We start from the raw sequence: 21,178 nt of genomic DNA, 5'->3' as shown, positions 1-21,178 counted from the left end.
TACATGAAGGAGATCATAACAATGGGCTGTTTTTACTGTGATGAGCACCATGAGGGCCGCGAAGCAATCATGTTTAAGGTTGGCGACATGAAGGCAGGTACCCTGTACCTGTTCAAGGATCAGGCACACAAGGGCCGCTGCGCACTGGCGCTTAAGAGCCATAAGAAGGAGCTGTGCGAGTGCGACGAGCAGGAGCGCAACGATTACTGTGCAGATCTGGCTGCTGCTTCCGGCGCTATTAAGAAGCTGTGGGGCTGCACCAAGATCAACCTCGGTTCGTTCGGCGACAGCAATCCGCACCTGCATTTCCACATCGTACCGAAGTACGAGGGCGGCTTTGAGTTCGGCGGCAGCTTTGCCATCACCAATCCGGAGCCGGTTATCCTGAAGGACGAGGAGTACAAGGAAATGATCGAGGCTCTCCAGAAGGAGCTTGGCCTTTAATCCTTTGGCTACATAAGTCACAAACAGCATCGAACTTTACGGTTCGGTGCTGTTTTTTATACCTAGAGTTTAAGATTTGTTGTTTCAGGTATCGCGCGGCAGCGCGCATGAAATAGCATTTGCTCTGCAAATGCTCAAAAAGGGGGAGCATGTATCACCCTTTTTGAACTTCTGGAGGGAGAAAGTTTCTGTATAGGAACTTTCGGACGACTTTGGAACGGCCCACGGTCCGTTCCTGCTTGTCGGCGAAACTGTAGTTTCGCGACAGCCGACGGTTCGATGCTGTTTTTTGTCTTATATGATACTTGCGCGCTGCGGGAACGTGCGGTATAATGTACAGTGATTTCGTATTGTATAAACAAAGGAGCAATGCTATGAAACGCTATTTTGCAGCGGCGATGCTGCTGCTTGCGCTGTCCGGCTGCGGCTCAAGCGGCAGCAGTGCACAGCTTTATACTACCACCGAGGACTTTTTTGCGATGGACACCTATATGTCGGTCGATGTGTCGAGCGAAAAGAGCGAAAGCGCGGCAGAGGACATGGCGATTAAGATCGAGCAGCGCGTCAATCAGCTGGACGCGGCGCTCTCGCGCACGCAGCAGGCGGGCGATCTCTACAAGCTGAACCGCGCGAACGGTCAGCCGACCGAGGTGAGCGATGACACCTACACCGCGCTTGAGAAAGCACTCGAGTACGCCGAGATGACAAACGGTGCGTTTGACCCGACGATGGCGCCGCTGACCGACCTCTGGGGCATCGGCACGGACAACGCGCGTGTGCCCGCGCAGAGTGAGATTGATGAAGCGCTGACGCATGTCGGCTATCAGAACGTCAAGCTGCTCGGCAACAATCAGGTGCAGCTGTTGAACGGCGCACAGGTCGATCTGGGCGGCATCGGCAAGGGCTACGCAGGCGACATCGTGCACGAAATGGTGGAGAGCGACACCTCGGATCAGTGGCATGTTCTGGCGCGGCTGAGCGGCAATGTCGAGATGTACGGCGGCAAAACCGCAGACAGCGGCACGGACAACTGGAACATCGGCATTGCCGATCCGGACGACAACACGGACTCGATTGCGGTGGTATCGCTGCGTGACGGCTCGGTTGTTACCTCGGGCGATTACGAGCGCTTTTTTGAGCAGGACGGCAAACGCTACCACCACATTTTTGACCCCGCAACAGGGTATCCGGCGGACAGCGGCCTGCGCGGCGTGACCGTCATTGATCCCTGCTCGACCAAGGCGGATGCGCTGACAACGGCGCTGTTCGTCATGGGTCTGGATAAGGGCATGAAATTCTGCGAGGAGAACGAGATTGCGGCCGTGTTCATCACCTCGGACAAACAGGTGTACACCACATCCAAGACAGGGGACTACGCGTTTGAGTTCCTCGGCGAGAAAAAAGGATACGCTTATGCGGAATAAGCTGAAATTCGGTGATTTCGTCATCATCGGCGTGGTTCTGGTGATGGCAGGCGCACTGGCGGCAGCGCTGGCGTTCCACAGCTCCGGCGACAAGCTGTACGCCGAGGTCTGGCAGAACGATACGCTCATCGAGCGGGTGCAGCTGACCGATGCGACCGACCGCACGATCAAGCTGGACGGCAACACCATTGTGCTCTCGGGCAAAACGGCGAAAATAGCGGACGCGGACTGTCGGGATCAGGTGTGCGTGCGCACCGGTACACTTACCCATGCCGGACAGGCGGCGGTCTGTCTGCCGCACCGCGTGGTGCTCAAGCTGGTCGGCGTGAATGACAGCGGCATCGACGCTGTGGTATCGTAAGGGGTGCAGCACATGAAAAATGCAAAACGATTGACACTCTGCGGCATGCTGGCGGCGGTGGCTGTCGTGCTCTCACTGGTTGAGCGCATGTTCCCGCTGGATGCCATCGTGCCCGTGCCCGGCGTCAAATTAGGACTGGCGAACGTGGTGACGCTGTTTGCGCTCACGCGGCTGAGCGCGAGAGACGCATTCGCCATCGTGGTAACGCGTGTTGCCATTTCCTCGCTGCTGATGGGCAGCGTGTCGGCGTTCCTGTTTTCACTGTTCGGCGGTCTGCTGTCGCTCATCGTGATGGGAATCCTGCTCAAGGCCGAAGGCAGATTCTGCTCGCTGTTCGGCGTGAGCGTGGGCGGCGCCGCGGCGCATAATATCGGGCAGATGGCAGCGGCTGTGATCTGGCTGAAAAACTGGGCTGTGATCGCATATTTGCCGTTCCTGCTCGTGATGAGCGTGCCGCTCGGACTGGTGACGGGGCTGACCTGCTCGGTCGTATTACATCACCTTAAAAAAATTGATTTCGGTGCATAAATTTGAAAAAGCAGCCTCATACTAACGAAAACAGATTAGGAGGGACTGCTATGAAAAAGCTGATCGCCCTGCTGGCGGCGCTGACGATGCTGTTCGTCTGCGGCTGCGGCAACAACAGCAAGGATAACGGCAAAGACAACGGCAATGGCACCAACAATGGCACCAACAATGGCACCAACAACACTGTTGATGAGCGGCACGACACCAACACGAATACCGTCGGTGATGATGTTCGTGACAGCGTGGACGATGCAGGCAACGCCGTCGGAGACGCGATGGATGAGGCAGGCAATGCCATCCGCGACGGCGCAGACGCCGTGACCGGAGATAACAATAACGCGGCGAAGCAGCCGAATACGGCGAACGGTACGAATGCTCCGGCGGAGAATCCGTAAAAACAGAAACGGCATGGCGTAAGCTGTGCCGTTTTTCTTTGTTTCTTCTGCACCGACTCACTGGGGCACACGAGTTGCGTCAGCAATACGCTCTGTCCGGGCGGCAGTTTTTTCAGCACCGGCTGAGCGGGGCACTTGAACCGCGCAGGCGGTTCACCCTGTCCGGGCGGGAGTTTTTTCGCTGAACCTCAGCGGGGAGTGCGCCTACCCGGCGGGGGCACAAGAGGGTAGACACCTGCGGTTTCCACCCTCTTGTGAATCACCCCTTTCCCTTGGATAGTCTGGCGCAGATTGCCAACATGTGACCGCTGCGAAAAGGGGAACGGCAGTCGGGTTACCGTTGCGTTTGTTTCGCAAAATATTCGCAGTTCACAGACAGCGTACTGCTACACAGACCAGAAAACCTCCGCTGGGCGCGGCATAGCAGTGCCGCGCAACTCTTTAACACGTTATACCGCACGGCACCTACGAATTAAGCGTTTGGTACAATTTATCTTCGCAGGCCCTGTCTATTATAACGTGCTGACGACTTGCGCGACACTGTTATGTCGCGCCTGCGTAGAGTAAACCGCCTGTGTAGCAGTACGGTCGCCGACACTGCGAATAGGCTGCTCAAGAGGACGGACTACGAAGGTAGTTCGTCCGCAGCAGAGAAAAAATCCTCTGCCGTTCCCCGTGTTTCGCAGCGGTCACATGTCGGCAATCTGCGCCAGGCTATCTAAGGGAAAGGGGAGATTCACAAGAGGGCGGAAACCGCAGGTGTCTGTCCTCTTGTGCGCCCGCGCGGTGTTAGCGCAATTTCCGTTCGCTTCGCAAGCGGCAAAACAAGCGATTAAAACTGGCTTTATATCTTGCGTACAAGGCTGCATTGTGCTAAAATAATACTATTATGGGAAAAACACTCGTGGAGCGCACAAACCGCGTCTCCGCGCAGTCTAACGAGTTGGAGTGAGAAATAAATGGATTACAACCGTTTGGCGGAACTGCTGTTTCCGCATATCAATACCACGCCGGAGGAGATGGAGGCTCGCTATCCCAAGCGCGAGCTGCCCGAGGGCGCAAAGGTAACCCGTATGGGCCCAAGCCCGACCGGCTTCATGCACCTCGGCAACCTGTACGGCGCACTGGTGGATGAGCGCCTGGCGCACCAGTCCAAGGGCGTATTTTATCTGCGTATTGAGGACACCGACCGCAAGCGTGAGGTAGAGGGCGGCGTGCAGATGATCATCGACGCGTTCAAGTCGTTCGGCCTGCCGTTCGACGAGGGTGCAACGACTGATGGTGAGACCGGCATCTACGGTCCGTACCGCCAGAGCCAGCGTGCCGAGATCTACCAGACCTTCGTCAAGTCTCTTGTGCAGCGCGGCATGGCGTACCCGTGCTTCTGCACCGAGGAGGAGCTCTCCGCCGCACACGAGCAGCAGGAGAAGAACAAGGAGAACTTCGGCTACTACGGCAAGTACGCCGTATGGCGCGACCGTCCGATGGAGGACATCGAGGCAGAGCTTGCCAAGGGCACGCCGTATGTTGTCCGTTTCCGCTCGGAGGGCAGCATTGAGCACAAGATCCGCCACGAGGATCTCGTAAAGGGCAAGATGGAAGTCACCGAGAACGATCAGGACGTGGTTATCCTCAAGTCCGACGGCATCCCGACCTACCACTTTGCACACGTTGTGGACGACCATCTGATGGGCACGACCGTCGTTGTCCGCGGCGAGGAGTGGCTGGCAACCCTGCCGGTACACCTGCAGCTGTTCCGCGCGATGGGCTGGAAGGCGCCGAAGTACGCACACACCGCCCAGCTGATGAAGATCGACCCGGAGACCGGCGGCAAGCGCAAGCTGTCCAAGCGCAAGGACCCGGAACTGGCGCTGACGTTCTACGCGCAGGAGGGCTATCCGGTACCGGCGGTTCTCGAGTACCTGATGACGCTCCTCAACTCCAACTTCGAGGAGTGGCGCCGCGCAAATCCGGACCTGCCGATGAACGATTTCCAGTTCACCACCAAGAAGATGAGCGGCTCGGGTGCGCTGTTTGATATCGAAAAGCTGCGTGACGTTTCCAAGAATGTTATCTCGCGCATGACGGCAGAGCAGGTTTATGACTTTGTTGCCGAGTGGTCCGCTGTTAACGACAAGGAATTTAACGCACTGCTGACCCGTGACCCGGCATTCTCCAAGGCGTACCTTGCTATCGGCCGCGGCGGCAAGAAACCGCGCAAGGATCTCGCACTGTGGTCGGATGCCAAGGGCTATATGGACTTCATGTTCGACGAGCTGTTCCAGCCGGATTACACCATGCCGGAGCGCGTTTCCGCCGAGGATGCAAAGGCGATCCTGTCCGATTTTGCCGGTATGTTCGATGAGAACGATACGCCGGATGCGTTCTTCGACAAGATGAAGCAGATCGCTTCTGCACACGGCTACGCTGCCGACACCAAGGCCTATAAGGCTGACCCGTCCGCCTATAAGGGCGCCGTCGGTGATGTGTCCATGGTTGTCCGCGTAGCAGTGGCGGGCCGTCAGAACGCACCGGACCTCCAGACCGTAATGGGTATTCTGGGTAAGGATAAGGTGCTTGAGAGACTTGATAAGTGCGCGAAAATGCTCTGATAATTAGGAATTAGGAATGAGAAATGAGTAATTACGGCGTTGCCGCGCCGGAAGCAAAGGCGATGGTGCAGCAGCACCCCTATAATTACTGATTGCTAACTACTAATTACTAATTCGATAAAAGGGGAATATCACTATGATGGAAAACGTAAATAACTTTCTGACCGAAATTATTGATGAGGACATTGCGAACGGTCTTTCCGAGCGCATCCACACCCGCTTTCCGCCGGAGCCGAACGGTTATCTGCACATCGGCTCGGCAAAGGCCATCTTCATCAACTGGTCTATCGCGAAAAAATACAACGGCCTGTTCAATCTGCGCTATGACGACACCAACCCGGTCAAGGAGGATACCGAGTATGTAGACTCCATCTGGGAGGATATCAAGTGGCTGACCGGCGAGGAGCCGAGCGGCGGTGTGTATTACGGCTCGGACTACTTCGAGACCTGCTTTAACTGCGCGGTACAGCTGATCAAGGACGGCAAGGCGTATGTTGACGATCTGACGCAGGAGGAAATGCGCCAGTACCGCGGCTCTCTGACCGAGCCGGGCAAGCCGAGCCCGTACCGCGACCGTTCGGTTGAGGAAAACCTGCAGCTGTTTCAGGACATGCGCGACGGCAAGTTTGCCGACGGCTCCAAGACGCTGCGTGCAAAGATCGACATGGCCAGCCCGAACATGAACCTGCGCGACCCGGCGATTTATCGTATCGTGCGTGCACACCATCACCGTCAGGGCGATAAGTGGTGCATCTATCCGCTGTACGACTTTGCACACCCGATTCAGGACGCACTCGAGGGCATCACGCACTCCATGTGCTCCATTGAGTTCGAGAACCACCGTCCGCTGTACGAGTGGGTGGTTGATAACTGCCCGCTGCCGCATCATCCCAAGCAGCGCGAGTTTGCCCGCCTGAACGTAACGCACACCGTTATGTCCAAGCGTTACCTGCGCCAGCTGGTATTTGAAAAGCACGTTGAGGGCTGGGACGACCCGCGTATGCCTACGCTGTGTGCGCTGCGCCGCCGCGGCTACACGCCGAGCGCCATCCTCGATTTTGTGCAGCGCGCCGGCATTGCAAAGGCCAATTCGCTGGTTGACATCAAGCTGCTCGAGCACTGCATCCGCGAGGAGCTGAACGAGACCGCACTGCGCCGCATGGCAGTCACCGAGCCGATCAAGCTCACCATCACCAACTACCCGGAGGACAAGTGCGAGGAGTTCGAAGTGCCGAACAACCCGCGCAATGAGGAAGCTGGCACGCGCAAGGTTCCGTTCACCCGTGAGCTGTATATTGAAAAGAGCGATTTCGCGGAGGTTCCGCCTCCGAAGTTCCAGCGCCTCAAGCCGGACGGCGAGGTTCGTCTGATGGGCGCGTATATCGTCAAGTGCAACGAGATCATCAAGGACGAGAACGGCGAGATCGTGGAGCTCCGCTGCACGGCTGACCTCGAAACCGGCAACGGTATGCCGGCGGACGGCCGCAAGGTCAAGGGCACGATCCACTGGGTATCCGCTGAGCACGCCATTGATGCGGATTTGTACCTGTATGACAACCTGTTCACCCTCGAGAACGTTAACGACGTACCGGAGGGCACGGATTATCTGGATTACCTCAATCCGGATTCGCTCAAAAAGCTGACCGGCTGCAAGCTCGAGCCGTCGCTGGCGGATGCCAAGGAAGGCGAGCGCTTCCAGTTCGTCCGCATGGGCTACTACTGCAAGGACCGCGAGAGCGGCCGCTTCAACCGCATCGTAACCCTCAAGGACGGCTTTGCAAAAACGCTGAAAAAGTAAGGCTGTATAAGAAAAAGCTCTCTGAACAAAGTTCAGAGAGCTTTTTTGTTTTGCAGTTAAGGGTTAAACTGCTCTGCCCTACGAAAACAGAAAACCTGAGTGTAAATTCGTTACAGAATTGTGCTTTCTGCGACCGCATCCGGCGCCAGAATCTTCACGAAGAACTCTAGCCGCCGGAGTGCGTTCTCGATAACCGCCTTATCGGTATCCGGCGTGCCGAACACAGGATGGAACACATGGCGGCTGTCCGGATGGATGCAGGTGCGGTTGTCCGCGCCCGCGATCATGCTGAAAATGACGTCCGTGCCGTCACGGCCGCAGATGTCGTTGGGATAGGTGTGTGTGCTTGCAGCGCGCATACCCGGAAACGGCAGCTTCTCACTTGGCGTGAAGATGGTGAGCGGGCCGTCCATACGGTCGATGTCATGCGTGCCGGACAGCACGAACGTTGTCAGCTCCAGCAGAAAGGGAACACCCATCACCGGGTCATCCTCGGGGAACGGACGGCCCTTGAACAGCACGGATTCAAACTGCTGCATGACAGGATAGGTTTTTTTGAACTTCTTAAAGAACCGGAAGTACGGGTTTTCACCGAAAACGGCCTTGCGGTCGTAATCCGTGTACTTTTCGTGCAGCTGGTCGAGCTCGGCATGAACGAGGTCGTAAAATTCCTTTGCGTTCCACTGGGAACGGTCAGGGTAGGTGACTTCGAGGATGCCCAGCGGGATATTGCGCGCGGAAAAGGTCGGATCCTTGATGATTTCAAACATAGGAACACCTCGATTTATTAAGCGGGTTCGTAGGAACTGTGATAATCGGCAGCGGCTTCGCCGGTCAGCACATCGTAGTAGTACCACTGCGATTTATCCGCGCTGGTGAAGAAATACACGCCGAGGGGGTGCTCTGCGGTATCGCTGGTCAGCCGACCGACATATTCGCCGCTTGCACCGCCAGCCGCTTGTCCGGTGCGGATGATTTCGTCAACGGATACCGGATGCAGCACGGCGATCATGCCGAACTGCGCGATGGCGTAGGACAGGTACAGCAGGAAGATGGTATAGGCGGACTGCCGCAGCGAAGCCTCCTGCAGAGGGTGGTTCGTGCACTTGCCGATCAGCAGGCCGATGAAGGACAGCACGATCAGCGCCGCAATCCACCAGAAGCTGATCTCATACAGCGGGTTCATGCCGGACAGCAGGGCAATAAACAGCATTAGCGCCACGAGAAAGATGAGCAGCGCCTGTGCCCAGCGGCTGTGGTCCCTGCCGTCGGGATTACTGGGTCTGCTGTTCATAAAAATGTTGAAGATGAGCGCAACCGGCGCGAACACCCACAGATAGGTGGGGAAGCCGCCGACGGCACCGTCATACACGGTGTTCCAATGCATGGCGAGCAGGCACACGCCCACCCAGACGATGACCGAAGATACGAGCAGCAGCAGATTTTTCTTGGATTGAAAAAGATTCATACAGGAAATTCCTCTTAAAAGCAAACGGGCAGAGCCTTGCGGCTCTACCCGTTTTGATTACGCACCGCAAGGCACGCTCTGTTCAGTTAAACCGAAAAGATTAAGCCTCAGCCTTGATCTTCTTCAGGTTAGCGAAGCGCGGCAGACCGGATACCTTCGGGCCAACGTTCTCGCCGTTGATGAGCGGCAGAGCGTAGTCAACGAACTCCTGGGTTACGCCGTTGCCTTCCTCGTTGATCCACTCACGCGGAACCTTCTTCTCGGTGTTAGCAACCTCGGAGAGCGGCAGCAGCTCGATCTCGCACTTGTAGCCGTTCTCGTCACGGGTGCACTTGAAGCCCGGCATGTAGTCGGTCTTGCCTGCAACTGCGTTCTCAACAGCAGCCTTGCCGGACATATAGGACTCGTCAACGTCGGTCTTGGAAGCGCAGTGAGCAGCGCAGCGCTGCAGCAGGCTCAGCTCGATGCCGCGAACCTTGCAGCCCAGCTCGTTCTTAACGGTGTCAGCCAGCATGGAAGCCAGACCGCCGAGCTGTGCATGGCCGAAGCCGTCGGTAGCAGAGGTCTTAGCCTCGGATACGAAGGAGCCGTCAGCGTAGTGGATACCCTCGGAAACAGCTACCAGGCAGTTGCCCTTCTCGTCGTAGATGCGCTTTACGTCAGCCAGGAACTTCTTCATGTCGAAGTCGGTCTCCGGCAGGTAAACCAGATCCGGACCTGCGCCCATAGCGGTAGCCAGACCGGCAGCACCGGCCAGCCAGCCAGCGTGACGGCCCATGATCTCTACGATGCAGACCATGCCGGTGTCGTATACGCGAGCGTCCTGATAGATCTCCATGCAGGAAGTAGCGATATACTTAGCAGCGGAAGCAAAGCCCGGGCAGTGGTCGGTGCCGAACAGGTCATTGTCGATGGTCTTCGGAATGCCCATTACGCGGCACTCGTAGCCGGACTTCATCATATACTTGGAAACCTTGTTGCAGGTATCCATGGAGTCGTTGCCGCCGTTGTAGAAGAAGTAACGGATGTCGTACTTCTTGAAGATCTCGAGGATGCGCTTGTAATCGGTGTCATCAACATCCGGATCAGCCAGCTTGTAGCGGCAGGAGCCCAGTGCAGAGGACGGGGTGTAGCGCAGAAGAGCCAGCTCGTCGCGGTCTTCCTTGTCGATATCATACAGGTCGTCGTTCAGCAGGCCCTTGATGCCGTGTGCCATGCCGAATACGCGGGTGATGGACGGATTGTCCAGTGCTGCCTCCAGCGCACCCAGAACAGAAGAGTTGATTACGGAAGTCGGGCCGCCCGACTGACCGATGACGCAAGCGCCTTTCAGTTCACTCATTGATAAAACCTCCTAAGCAAATTAAAACGCAGAGCAGTGCCGTGCATTTTCTTACTCATAAAGAGTACCATATAATATGAAAAAAATCAATGAAAATCCTGCGTTTTCGGCAGGTTTGGCAATTTTGGCAAACATGCCGCAGGAATTCGACGAAAAAATGACAGGATTTTTTTGATATGGACTTGATTTTAGTATGCTTAACTGATAAAATAAAAGCAGAATTTTTAAGATTCAGTTTTTATCAGAAAGGAAGTATTCCCATGCCTTTAGTTACTACTACTGAGATGTTCAAGAAGGCTTACGACGGCGGCTACGCTGTTGGCGCTTTCAACGTGAACAACATGGAGATCGTTCAGGGTATCACCGAGGCTTGCCAGGAGCAGCACGCTCCGGTAGTCCTGCAGGTATCCAAGGGCGCACGCGCTTACGCAAACCACACCTACCTCGTTAAGATGGTAGAGGCTGCTGTTCTGGAGTGCCCGGACATTCCGATCGCTCTGCACCTGGACCACGGCCCGGACTTCGAGACCTGCAAGGCCTGCATCGACGGCGGCTTCACCTCCGTTATGATCGACTGCTCCTCCCGTCCGTTCGACGAGAACGTTGAGGAGACCAAGAAGGTTGTAGAGTACGCTCACGCTCACGGCGTTGTTGTTGAGGCTGAGCTCGGCACCCTGGCTGGCGTAGAGGACGACGTAAAGGTTTCCGCTGAGGATTCCTCCTACACCCATCCGGAAGAGGTTGAGGAGTTCGTAACCCGCACCGGCTGTGACTCCCTGGCTATCGCAATCGGCACCTCCCACGGCGCTTACAAGTTCACCCCGGAGCAGTGCACCCGCAACGAGCAGGGCATTCTGGTTCCGCCTCCGCTGCGTTTCGACGTACTCGAGGAAGTTTCCAAGCGTCTGCCGGGCTTCCCGATCGTACTGCACGGTTCCTCTTCCGTACCGCGTGAGTTTGTTGACAAGATCAACAAGTTCGGCGGCAAGATGCCGGATGCAATCGGCATTCCGGAGGAAGAGCTGCGTCACGCTGCACAGCTGTCCGTCTGCAAGATCAATATCGACTCCGATATTCGTCTGGCTATCACCGCTTCTATCCGCGAGCACTTCGCTGAGCATCCGGATCACTTCGACCCGCGCCAGTACCTGAAGCCGGCTCGTCAGGCTGTCAAGGACATGGTTACCCACAAGCTGATCAATGTTCTGGGCTGCAACGGCAAGGCATAAGATCATTTTCTGATCGAAACCAAAGAACCTCGGAATCCTGTTCCGGGGTTCTTTTTTCGTCTTGCGATGGGGAATAGAACGGATACCATATATAGTGTATCTGTTTTTTGCGGGAGAAATTACCACGGAGAAAATAAAGGAGAAACTTTGTGGAATTTGTCGCGCTTTTCTGATAATTTTTTCGAGTCAAGAGGAAAAGTTTAGAGAATGCTCCAATAAAAATAGTGCTTTTCTTGCAAATGTGCCAAAAAGAATTTAGCGCCTTGACAGGGCGGTGTTTCGGCGGTAGAATATATAAGCAAGAGATAAGCAGACACAAGATGTTGTGCGATATTGAATGCACCACTACATAATTTAGTAAATAACCAAGAAATCGCCGTTAGGCGGTTTTTGTATGAGAGAGGGATTTTTCTTTATGATTCAGCAGATCGTCAAGCGGGACGGGCGCATGGCTCCCTTTGAGATCGACAAGATCACAAATGCAATTTTCGGCGCAGCACAGGCCTCCGGCGGCCAGGATCACGATATGGCGCAGGAGCTGGCAGAGCAGGTCGAAAAAACGCTGGAGGAGACTGCTGGAACCGAAACTCCCACCGTTGAACAGGTGCAGGACACTGTTGAGAAGGTTCTGATCGAAAGCGGACATGCCCGCACGGCCAAGAAGTACATCCTGTACCGCAACGAGCGCACCCGCGTGCGTGAGATGAACACCCGTCTGATGAAGGTGTACGAGGATCTGACGTTCAAGTCCTCGCTCGAGAACGACGTCAAGCGAGAGAACGCCAATATCGACGGTGATACCGCGATGGGCACCATGCTCAAGTACGGCTCTGAGGGCGCCAAGCAGTTCTACGAGATGTTCATCCTCGATCCGGCGCACGCCAAGGCACACCGCGAGGGTGATATCCACATCCACGATCTGGATTTTCTGACGCTGACCACCACCTGCTGTCAGATTGACCTGCTGAAGCTGTTCCGCGACGGTTTTTCCACCGGTCACGGCTTCCTGCGCGAGCCGAACGACATCCGTTCGTACTCAGCGCTGGCGTGCATCGCCATCCAGTCCAACCAGAATGACCAGCACGGCGGTCAGAGCGTGCCGAACTTCGATTACTCGATGGCGCCGGGTGTGCGCAAGACCTTCCGCAAGCTGTTCCGCGACAATCTCGCCAAGGCCCTCGAGGTGTTCGGTGAGGACGACAACAACGAGGTCGATGCGCGTGCGCTGACCGAGCGTGTTGAGCAGGAGACCGGCAAGTGGGCTTGTCTGGCAGGCGGCAACGGCTACGACGAAGCGATGGCTAAGGCACTTTCCGAGACGCTTGACGAAAAGACGGTTGCAAAGTGCATGAAGTTTGCCCGCAAGTACGCGGATAAGGAGACCCGCAAGGGCACCTATCAGGCGATGGAAGCGCTGGTTCACAATCTGAACACTATGCACTCGCGTGCAGGTGCACAGATTCCGTTCTCGTCGCTCAACTACGGCACGGATACCTCTCCGGAGGGCCGCCTGGTCATGGAGCAGCTGCTGCTCGCGACCGAGGCCGGTCTGGGCAACGGTGAGACCCCGATTTTCCCGATCCATATTTTCAAGGTCAAGGAGGGCGTCAACTACAACGAGGGCGACCCGAACTACGACCTGTTCAAGCTGGCGTGCCGCGTTTCCGCGAAGCGTATGTTCCCGAATTTCTCGTTCATCGATGCGCCGTTTAACCTGCAGTATTACAAGCCGGGTCATCCGGAGACCGAGGTCGGCTATATGGGCTGCCGCACGCGTGTTATGTCCAATGTGTGCGATCCGACCCGTGAGATCACCTACGGCCGCGGCAACCTGTCGTTCACGTCGGTCAACTTGCCGCGCATCGCAATCCGCAGCCACGGCGATCTGGACTGGTTCTTCGAGGACCTCGACCGCAAGATCGACCTCGTAATCGACCAGCTACTCGATCGTTTCCGCATCCAGTGCGGCAAGCGCGTGCGCAACTACCCGTTCCTGATGGGCGAGGGCGTATGGCTGGATTCCGAAAAGCTGGGTCCGGATGACGAGGTTGGCGAGGTGCTTAAGCACGGAACGCTGACGCTCGGCTTCATCGGTCTGGCAGAGTGCCTCAAGGCACTCATCGGCGTACACCACGGCGAGAGCGACGAGGCGCAGAACCTTGGTCTTGAGATCATTGGTCACATGCGTCAGCGCATGGATGAGGCAACCGAGAAATACCACCTCAACTTCTCGCTGATCGCTACCCCGGCAGAGGGTCTGTCCGGCCGGTTTGTCAAGATCGACCGTGAGAAATACGGAATGATTCCCGGCGTTACCGACCGCGATTACTACACCAACTCCTTCCATGTGCCGGTTTACTATCCGATTTCGGCATTTGAGAAGATCGCCCGCGAGGCGCCGTATCACGAGCTGACCAACGGCGGCCACATCAGCTACATTGAGCTGGACGGCGACCCGACGCAGAACCTCGAAGCGTTTGAGGCTGTCGTTCGCGCGATGAAGGAAGCCGGCATCGGCTACGGCGCGATCAACCACCCGATCGACCGCGATCCGGTCTGCGGCTATACCGGCATTATCGGCGAAGTATGTCCGCGCTGCGGCCGCCGAGAGGGCGAAGGCGTTCCGCTGTCCAAGCTGCAGAAGCTGGGACTGTATAAAAATTACAACAGCACTACGATCGGCTATCACGGCGACCCTGCCGAAGAAGCCGACCGTCAGCCGAATACATTGAAAATCGTCAAAAAGTGACAGGAAAGGAAGAATTCTATCATGGAAACTAAGAATATCGCTGCACAGGAGCCGATGATTGGTGAAGGTGTAGGCTTTGAACGTATCCGCCGCATTACGGGTTATCTGGTAGGCACGCTCGACCGTTTCAACAACGGCAAGCGCGCGGAGGAGCATGACCGCGTAAAGCACAGCGTTCCGAGCTGCTGCTCCATGCGTCAGGAGCATACCGCCTGATGGAAGGTAAAATTCGCATTGCAGGTACAGTCGGGGAGTCCATTGTGGACGGCCCCGGCTTCCGCTATACGCTGTTTGTGCAGGGCTGTCCGCATGGCTGTCCGGGCTGCCACAATCCGCAGACGCACGACTTTGAGGGCGGGCAGGATATTGAGCTGGACACGCTGCTGAAGGATATGTGCCGCAATCCGTTCATCAAGGGTGTGACGTTCTCGGGTGGCGAGCCTTTTTGTAAGGCGGAGCCGCTGTATTATCTTGCGGTAGAGCTGAAGCGCAAGGGCAAGCACCTGATGGCGTACTCGGGCTACACGTTTGAGCAGCTGTTGGAGCTGAGCGATCCGTTTGTGAAAAAGCTGCTCGGGCAACTGGATTTACTGGTAGACGGGCCGTTTCTCATGGAGGAGAAGAACATCGAGCTGCGGTTTCGCGGCAGCGCGAACCAGCGGGTGTTGGATGTACCGAAGTCGCTGGAGGCGAATGAGGCTGTCTGGGCGGAGCAGTATCGGTGAGACTGGTCGCTTGCGAAGCGAGCGGAATCTGCGCTGACGCCGCGCGGGCGCACAAGGATAGACACCAAGGTTTTCAACCTTGTGAATCTCGTTTCCGTTATTCCTAATCTGGCGCAGACCGGAGACCGGCGACCGCTTCGAAATAAGGCGTTTGCACGTTGCTACGGACAGCACCTGCGAATTTCACTTATTGACGGATTTTACCGTATAAACCGTCTGCACTGATTTATAAACAACGCGATTGACACGAAAATGACAACAAAAAGCACCGAAACTTACGTTTCGGTGCTCTTTTCATCTTCCGACAGTTCATTTTCTGATTTTGCCTTCTCCGCGAGGTGCGGATTCCGGACCACACACCGTACACACGGTGCGGTCTTGCCGAAAGCGATATGGCTGACCTTTTCGGTCGGCTGCATACGGCAGGCAACGGCAGTATGCAGTCCCGCGAGATCATCCTTCTGCACGAAGGCGCTGACCTCGTCGGCGTGCATGGACTCAAACGCATACAGCAGGCATGCGGCGATGCACTCGCGGCCGACGCCGATGCCGCGCAGCTCATGCCGGACGATGCAGTTCGCGGTCAGCACGCGTTCCGCGCCGACCTGCTCGTAAGTCAGGCCGCACAGAGCCGCGGGAACGCCGGTCGGCTTATCAAGTGCGAGCAGCCAGCCGCAGCCTTCGGTCTGATAGCGGCGCAGCGTATCCACCAGCCAGTCCAATGTCTGCTCGTAGGAGAGTGCGCCGCCGAGCGTCTGCATGGTCTCCTCGCTGCGCAGGAGCGGCGTCAGCAGGTCGAGGTCGTCCGCACTCAGCTCGCGGTAGTCCATGCGGCTGGAGTTTAGTTCGTAAAATTGCATAGGTTCAATTTTCTCCCAACAAAACGGTGCGGCTTTTATAGCAATCCAAACAAATACTGCAACAAGTGCGCGCATACAGCACGCGCATAGCAGCGTCGCTTTCACTTGCTATGCGTCAGCATAGCTGCGTAAAATCTCCTTGCTATTCACGCGCTGTATGCGCTACTTTTGTCGCATTATCTATTCGGATTGCTATAAGCCGCACCGCAAAAGTGTCCTTAAAAGTGTCTCTATCTGTTTCGATACCAGAATACAAATTTACGCACCAGTACGCCCAGCGTTAAGCCGACCAGCGAGGGAACAAGCCCGTAAAACAGGCTTTGCATCTCGGTCGAGCGGAACGTGGCAAACGGCAGAACAATCGTCCACAGGCCGACGAACACGGGCATCAGACCGTACCACGGCAGAGCGCGGTATGCCGCCCGAAACGTGCACAGCAACGCCGAAAACGGCAGGATCAGCCAGAAGCCGAGCAGCCAGTACCCCATTTCGTTGCCGTACAGCAGACCGGGGATCAGCCCGACCGCCGTCACAAGACCATAGCAAAGGAAAAAATTCCAGTATGGAGAAAAGCGTTTGATGCCATCAAATGTCATACGGTTCACCCTCCTCTGCAGGAACGGTCGGTGTGAAATTGTACTGCAGATACCGAAAATTCAGCGGTATATTGCTTACTTGGTGCCGAAGATACGGTCGCCGGCGTCACCCAGACCCGGAACGATATAGCCGTGGTCGTTCAGCTTCTCGTCGATACCGGCAACGAAGATCTCAACGTCCGGATGTGCCTTCTGAACAGCGGCAACGCCTTCCGGAGCAGCGATGAGGTTCATCAGCTTAATGTGCTTTACGCCGCGGCGCTTGAGGCCGTCGATCGCAGCGATAGCGGAACCGCCGGTAGCCAGCATCGGGTCGAGCAGCAGTACGTCGCGCTCCTCGATGTCATTCGGCAGCTTGCAGTAATACTCGATCGGCTGCAGGGTTTCCGGGTTGCGGTACAGACCGATGTGGCCGACCTTAGCTGCCGGAATCATCTCCAGAATGCCCTCAACCATGCCCAGACCTGCACGCAGGATCGGCACGAGCGCAATCTTCTTGCCGGAAATAACCTGTACGCGCGCATCAGAGACCGGAGTCTCGATGGTGATCTCCTTGAGCGGCAGATCGCGGGTAGCCTCGTAGCACATCAGCATTGCAATCTCAGCAGCAGCCTCGCGGAACTCCTTAACGCCGGTGGTCTTGTCGCGCATCAGCGCCAGCTTGTGCTTGATAAGCGGGTGGTCCATTTCATGTACGGTTGCCATAATAAAAATCTCCTTTATCCTAAAACTTTTTTGCTTCAGGCAATATCGCATAATTGAACAAGAGCGATTTGCGAGTGGGTTTTGCGCACTGACAAGGCGCGGTTTTGCGGTAATACTTTGTGTATTACAGTGAAATCGGAACGAAGTCAGGGCACAGAATTTCCGCAAAGCGCCGCGGCAGCGCGACCGGAGCCTGCGCAAGAAGCCGCAGCTTTCATTGTGCGGTGTTGTCTGCTATTTGGTCTGTGCCAGACGCGCCATGCGCTCGCGCTCTGCCTGCGGACGACGCAGATAGAAGGCGTCCAGCTCCTGGGGGGAGCAGGCTTTGCCCTCGCGGAACAGGGGGAGTGCGGCGGCGGCAACACCAAATCCGGTCGCAAACCGCAGCTCAGCGGGTGCGAGCCGCAGACCGGTGCAGTTCTCTTTGATAGTATTATAACACAGATTCGCGCCATCTCCAACCAGAAAATACGGCGCTTCTCCGATTTCTTCGGCAAGCTCGGTCAGCTTGATCGCACGGTCATCGCACAGACGGCGTACCCTGCCGTCCTCCATGGTGAAAAGCGCGTTGTAAACCTGACCCGCACGCGCATCCATCACGCAGCACAGGTCGCCGCCGAGTGCGCGGGCGCCCCATGCCATTGCCTCGAGCGTGGAGACGCCGAGGCACGGCTTGTCTGCGCCGAGCGCCAGACCCTTGACTGTGGCGACACCGATGCGCACACCGGTAAACGAGCCGGGGCCGTGCGCGACAGCGATCGCGTCCACGTCAGCGAGCGATACACCGCAGTTTGCCAGCAGGTTTTCCACCATCGGCAGCAGCGTGCGCGAGTGTGTCAGGCCGCAGTTCTGGAAGGACTGCGCCACCAGTTTTTCGTCCTCGGTGAGCGCGACAGACGCGCTGACCGCCGAGGATTCCAGTGCAAGAATTTTCATACAGTCACTTCTCCAATCGTAATGCGGCGGTCGTTGTCCGCATCGCCGTAGGCAATATGGACGGTTTTGTAGGCTTCCGGCAGAACGTCTGCGGCGTTTTCGCTCCATTCGATGAGCACAATGCGGCTGCCGTCGAGATATTCGTCAAAGCCGATCTCGAACAGCGCTTCACTGTCGAGAATGCGGTACAGGTCGAAGTGCGCGACCTTGACCGTCGGCGTTTCGTATTCGTTTGCAATGGCAAAGGTCGGGCTGGTGACGCGGCCTCCGTAGCCGAGTCCGTGCAGCACGCCGCGCGTGAATGCGGTCTTGCCGGCACCGAGGTCGCCGGAGAACGCAACAACGTCGCCTGCCTTGAGGCTTTTGGCGTATTCTGCGCCGAGTGCTTCGGTCTCCTCGGGTGAGTGGGTGATATATTCCATGAAAACACCTTTCTGTCAATCATAACTATACATTTATAATATACCACGGTACACGCGGAATGGCAAGTCAGCCTGCTGCAAAGTATAACTTTTTTATGACATTTCCGCTTGTTTGCTTGCGGGATGGCATAAGTTGTGGTAAGGTATAAAATAACATAAGAAAAACTGAACAAAAATTTTAAGGAGGAAAACCCTGTGATAGAATTGCTCAAAGCATTTCTGTTTGGCATTGTAGAGGGTATCACCGAGTGGCTGCCGATCAGCAGTACCGGACACATGATTCTGCTCAATGAGTTTGTAAAGCTGGACGTGTCGGAAGCGTTTTACAGCATGTTCGAGGTGGTTATTCAGCTCGGTGCGATACTCGCGGTTGTTGTCCTGTTCTGGGGACAGATTTTCCCGTTTGAACGGCGAAAGGGCCGTCACGGCGGCGCATCCATCGTGCTGAATACGGATACCGTCAAGCTGTGGATCAAGATTCTGGTAGCTTGCGTTCCGGCGGCGATCGTCGGCCTCAAGTGGAATGACCTGTTTGAAGAACTGTTCTATAATTACCAAACGGTTTCCATCGCGCTGATTGTGTTCGGCGTAGCGTTCATTCTGGTGGAGAACGCGCACAAGGGCAAGCCGGCGCGCATCAACGCACTCACGGAGCTTACTTATCCGGCCGTGTTTATGATCGGCATGTTTCAGCTGATCGCGGCTGTGTTCCCAGGCACCTCGCGCTCCGGCGCGACCATCGTCGGCGCACTGCTGCTCGGCGTGTCGCGTACCGTGGCTGCGGAGTTTACGTTCTTTCTGGCCATTCCGGTCATGTTCGGCGCAAGCCTGCTCAAGATTCTCAAGTTCGGCTTTGCGTTTACATCCACCGAGCTGATGATCCTCGGCATCGGTACAATCACCGCGTTCGTGTCCTCGCTGCTCATCATCCGTTTCCTGATGGGCTTCGTCAAGAAGCACGATTTCAAGGTGTTCGGCTGGTATCGGATTATCCTCGGTATCGCCGTGCTGGCACACTTTATGCTGGCGAAGTAAATAGGAAAAGAGGTCTGCGGGGCAGACCTCTTTTTGAGGCTGTCGAAAAACTATCGTTTTCCGAGCAGCCTCTCGCTCGAAACCACGCTTTCGAGCGAATACTGAAGAAAAAGTCAGGTACACGCCCCGACTTTTTATGAATTTGCTTCGCAAATTCTATTTTACGCGTGCTGCCGCACGAAGCGTAAAAATTAAAATAATACTTTTTTGATAGACTGAAAAGAGGTCTGCATTGCAGACCTCTTTTGTTGTATGGTTTTCTATTAGGTACGCTGTTCCAATCCACGCCGAATCCTTCGCCAAACCACGCACGACAGGATGATGGTAATATAATCCGTGATGGATTGTCCGTAAATAACGCCATTCAGACCTGCAATGACATTCAGCAGATACAGCAGGGGAATGAGCAGCAGACCCTGTCGGAGCACGGACAGCACGGTAGCAGGAAGGGCGCGTCCGACCGACTGCATACAATTCATATTGACGAACAGAAAGCCGATGAACGGGCCGGACAGCATGTAGGCGATCAGCATCTGCACGCCATAAGCAATAACGTCGCTGTCGCCCACGAACAGGCCGATGATCGGCTCGCGCAGGAAGAAATAGAGCGCGGTTGCCGCCAATCCGACAACAAAGCAGCACAGCTTGGTAAAACGCTCGGTATCGGCAAAACGCTTGATATCACCCGCACCGTAACTGTAACCGAAAATCGGCTGTACACCGTTTGCAAGGCCCATTTGCAGGAAGGTGATGAACATATTCGCTTTGAACACGATGCCGATCGCCGCAACGGGCGCGTTGCCGTAGGCGACCAGAATCAGGTTGAGCACAATGGTTGAAACACACATCAGCGCGGAGAAAATGGCGGTCGGGAAGCCGGCAGAGCACACGCGCACGGCAATATGCGTGCCGCAGAGCGCGTCCTTCGGCGCAAGCGAAAACCGCCGCGACTTTTTGAGAAAATACCACAGGTAGTACAGCGCTGCAAGCATATTGCCGATGGTGGTTGCAATGGCTGCGCCTGCCGCGCCCTGTCCCAGACCGGAGACGAAAACCGGGTCGAGTACGATGTTTGCAATCGTGCCGATCATGCTGCCGATCATGGCCTCCTTGCTCGCGCCTTCCGCGCGCACAACGAAGCTGGCTGCAGCCGACCAGATGACGAACGGTGCGCCGAACGCGATGTAAACCGTGTAGCCGCGGGCAAACTCAAATGTGCTTGCGTCCGCGCCGAACAGGTGCAGGATGGGCGCGGTGCAGCACAGCAGCACGGCGGCAAACGCTGCGCCGACGACCAAGCTCGCCCATGAAATGAACGAGGAGATTTTCTTCACGCTTTGGTGATTGTTCTCGCCGAGCGCGACCGAGATCATCGCACTGCCGCCCATGCCGAACATGTTGGCGAACGCCATCAGCAGGATGAAGATCGGGTTGGTCAGGCTGACGGCGGCTACCTGCAGGGCGTCGCCGGTCTGTCCGACGAAAAAGGTGTCCGCCATGTTGTACACCACGGTGACAAGGCTGCTGATGACGCTCGGAATCGCCATTG

At 56.1% G+C, this 21,178-nt stretch carries 20 protein-coding genes and 1 pseudogene; 12 read left to right on the top strand and 9 right to left on the bottom strand.

Going from position 1 to position 21,178, the window contains the following annotated elements; translation table 11 throughout:
- Positions 1-3: 3 nt before the first annotated feature.
- The 7 genes from PG722_RS00180 (at position 4) to PG722_RS00150 (ending at position 7,562) form a co-directional block, all read left to right on the top strand.
- Positions 4-444 carry an HIT family protein gene (locus PG722_RS00180; protein WP_227108968.1) on the top strand — a complete coding sequence of 147 codons (441 nt, stop codon included), beginning with the start codon at positions 4-6 and terminating at the stop codon, positions 442-444.
- 374 nt (positions 445-818) lie between these two features.
- On the top strand, positions 819-1,868 hold the full coding sequence (locus tag PG722_RS00175; RefSeq protein WP_270579296.1) for an FAD:protein FMN transferase: 1,050 nt from the start codon (positions 819-821) through the stop codon (positions 1,866-1,868).
- Positions 1,858-2,229, top strand: a complete 372-nt coding sequence (locus PG722_RS00170) for a NusG domain II-containing protein (protein WP_119191136.1) — start codon at positions 1,858-1,860, stop codon at positions 2,227-2,229. The genes PG722_RS00175 and PG722_RS00170 overlap by 11 nt, the downstream gene beginning before the upstream one ends.
- A gap of 12 nt (positions 2,230-2,241) precedes the next feature.
- A complete protein-coding gene (locus PG722_RS00165; protein ID WP_118479424.1) occupies positions 2,242-2,757 on the top strand; it encodes a Gx transporter family protein in 516 nt (171 codons plus the stop codon).
- 50 nt (positions 2,758-2,807) lie between these two features.
- Complete coding sequence (locus PG722_RS00160) at positions 2,808-3,152, top strand: hypothetical protein (RefSeq protein ID WP_270579295.1); 345 nt, start codon at positions 2,808-2,810, stop codon at positions 3,150-3,152.
- 959 nt (positions 3,153-4,111) lie between these two features.
- Positions 4,112-5,764: a glutamate--tRNA ligase gene (gltX, locus tag PG722_RS00155; RefSeq protein WP_270579294.1), complete on the top strand. Its 1,653-nt coding sequence runs from the start codon at positions 4,112-4,114 to the stop codon at positions 5,762-5,764.
- Between the two features lie 139 nt (positions 5,765-5,903).
- Entirely contained in the window at positions 5,904-7,562 is a 1,659-nt protein-coding gene (locus tag PG722_RS00150; RefSeq protein ID WP_270579504.1) for a glutamine--tRNA ligase/YqeY domain fusion protein, read from the top strand.
- 110 nt (positions 7,563-7,672) lie between these two features.
- On the opposite strand, the gene PG722_RS00145 is transcribed toward PG722_RS00150, so the two are convergent.
- The 3 genes from PG722_RS00145 to PG722_RS00135 form a co-directional block, all read right to left on the bottom strand.
- Entirely contained in the window at positions 7,673-8,332 is a 660-nt protein-coding gene (locus PG722_RS00145) for a hypothetical protein (protein WP_270579293.1), read from the bottom strand.
- A 17-nt stretch (positions 8,333-8,349) separates the two neighbouring features.
- Positions 8,350-9,030 (bottom strand): hypothetical protein, encoded by a 681-nt coding sequence (locus PG722_RS00140; RefSeq protein WP_270579292.1) that lies wholly within the window; start codon positions 9,028-9,030, stop codon positions 8,350-8,352.
- Positions 9,031-9,130: 100 nt separating this feature from the next.
- A complete protein-coding gene (locus PG722_RS00135; protein WP_110437089.1) occupies positions 9,131-10,372 on the bottom strand; it encodes a 6-phosphofructokinase in 1,242 nt (413 codons plus the stop codon).
- Between the two features lie 260 nt (positions 10,373-10,632).
- Here PG722_RS00135 and fba point away from each other — a divergent pair, with 260 nt between their 5' ends.
- From fba to nrdG, 4 genes and pseudogenes are all read left to right on the top strand, one after another.
- A complete protein-coding gene (gene fba, locus PG722_RS00130; protein WP_270579291.1) occupies positions 10,633-11,601 on the top strand; it encodes a class II fructose-1,6-bisphosphate aldolase in 969 nt (322 codons plus the stop codon).
- 415 nt (positions 11,602-12,016) lie between these two features.
- Positions 12,017-14,350, top strand: a complete 2,334-nt coding sequence (locus tag PG722_RS00125) for an anaerobic ribonucleoside triphosphate reductase (RefSeq protein ID WP_270579502.1) — start codon at positions 12,017-12,019, stop codon at positions 14,348-14,350.
- A 75-nt stretch (positions 14,351-14,425) separates the two neighbouring features.
- Positions 14,426-14,566: pseudogene (gene nrdD, locus PG722_RS00120) on the top strand (anaerobic ribonucleoside-triphosphate reductase); the annotation flags it as partial.
- Positions 14,566-15,075 (top strand): anaerobic ribonucleoside-triphosphate reductase activating protein, encoded by a 510-nt coding sequence (gene nrdG, locus PG722_RS00115; protein WP_118647091.1) that lies wholly within the window; start codon positions 14,566-14,568, stop codon positions 15,073-15,075. The pseudogene nrdD and the gene nrdG, both read left to right, overlap by 1 nt.
- 275 nt (positions 15,076-15,350) lie before the next feature.
- Here nrdG and PG722_RS00110 read toward each other — a convergent pair whose 3' ends face one another.
- The 5 genes from PG722_RS00110 to tsaE form a co-directional block, all read right to left on the bottom strand.
- A complete protein-coding gene (locus tag PG722_RS00110; RefSeq protein ID WP_158581335.1) occupies positions 15,351-15,935 on the bottom strand; it encodes a GNAT family N-acetyltransferase in 585 nt (194 codons plus the stop codon).
- A gap of 230 nt (positions 15,936-16,165) precedes the next feature.
- The gene (locus tag PG722_RS00105) at positions 16,166-16,531 is read right to left on the bottom strand and encodes a hypothetical protein (RefSeq protein ID WP_270579289.1); all 366 of its coding nucleotides are present in this window, start codon (positions 16,529-16,531) and stop codon (positions 16,166-16,168) included.
- A 75-nt stretch (positions 16,532-16,606) separates the two neighbouring features.
- Positions 16,607-17,236, bottom strand: coding sequence for a uracil phosphoribosyltransferase (gene upp / locus PG722_RS00100; RefSeq protein WP_118479444.1), 630 nt, complete (start codon positions 17,234-17,236; stop codon positions 16,607-16,609).
- Positions 17,237-17,470: 234 nt separating this feature from the next.
- Complete coding sequence (gene tsaB / locus PG722_RS00095) at positions 17,471-18,172, bottom strand: tRNA (adenosine(37)-N6)-threonylcarbamoyltransferase complex dimerization subunit type 1 TsaB (RefSeq protein ID WP_270579288.1); 702 nt, start codon at positions 18,170-18,172, stop codon at positions 17,471-17,473.
- The gene (gene tsaE, locus PG722_RS00090; RefSeq protein ID WP_270579287.1) at positions 18,169-18,594 is read right to left on the bottom strand and encodes a tRNA (adenosine(37)-N6)-threonylcarbamoyltransferase complex ATPase subunit type 1 TsaE; all 426 of its coding nucleotides are present in this window, start codon (positions 18,592-18,594) and stop codon (positions 18,169-18,171) included. The genes tsaB and tsaE overlap by 4 nt, the downstream gene beginning before the upstream one ends.
- 195 nt (positions 18,595-18,789) lie before the next feature.
- On the opposite strand from tsaE, the gene PG722_RS00085 reads away from it, so the two are divergent.
- A complete protein-coding gene (locus tag PG722_RS00085) occupies positions 18,790-19,629 on the top strand; it encodes an undecaprenyl-diphosphate phosphatase (RefSeq protein ID WP_270579285.1) in 840 nt (279 codons plus the stop codon).
- 263 nt (positions 19,630-19,892) lie between these two features.
- Here PG722_RS00085 and PG722_RS00080 read toward each other — a convergent pair whose 3' ends face one another.
- Complete coding sequence (locus PG722_RS00080; RefSeq protein WP_270579284.1) at positions 19,893-21,176, bottom strand: MATE family efflux transporter; 1,284 nt, start codon at positions 21,174-21,176, stop codon at positions 19,893-19,895.
- Positions 21,177-21,178: the final 2 nt, after the last annotated feature.

This window comes from Butyricicoccus sp. OF27-2pH9A (genome assembly GCF_027693185.1).
In the GTDB taxonomy this organism is placed as follows: domain Bacteria; phylum Bacillota; class Clostridia; order Oscillospirales; family Butyricicoccaceae; genus Agathobaculum; species Agathobaculum butyriciproducens.
This window is presented reverse-complemented; position numbering and strand designations above follow the sequence as displayed.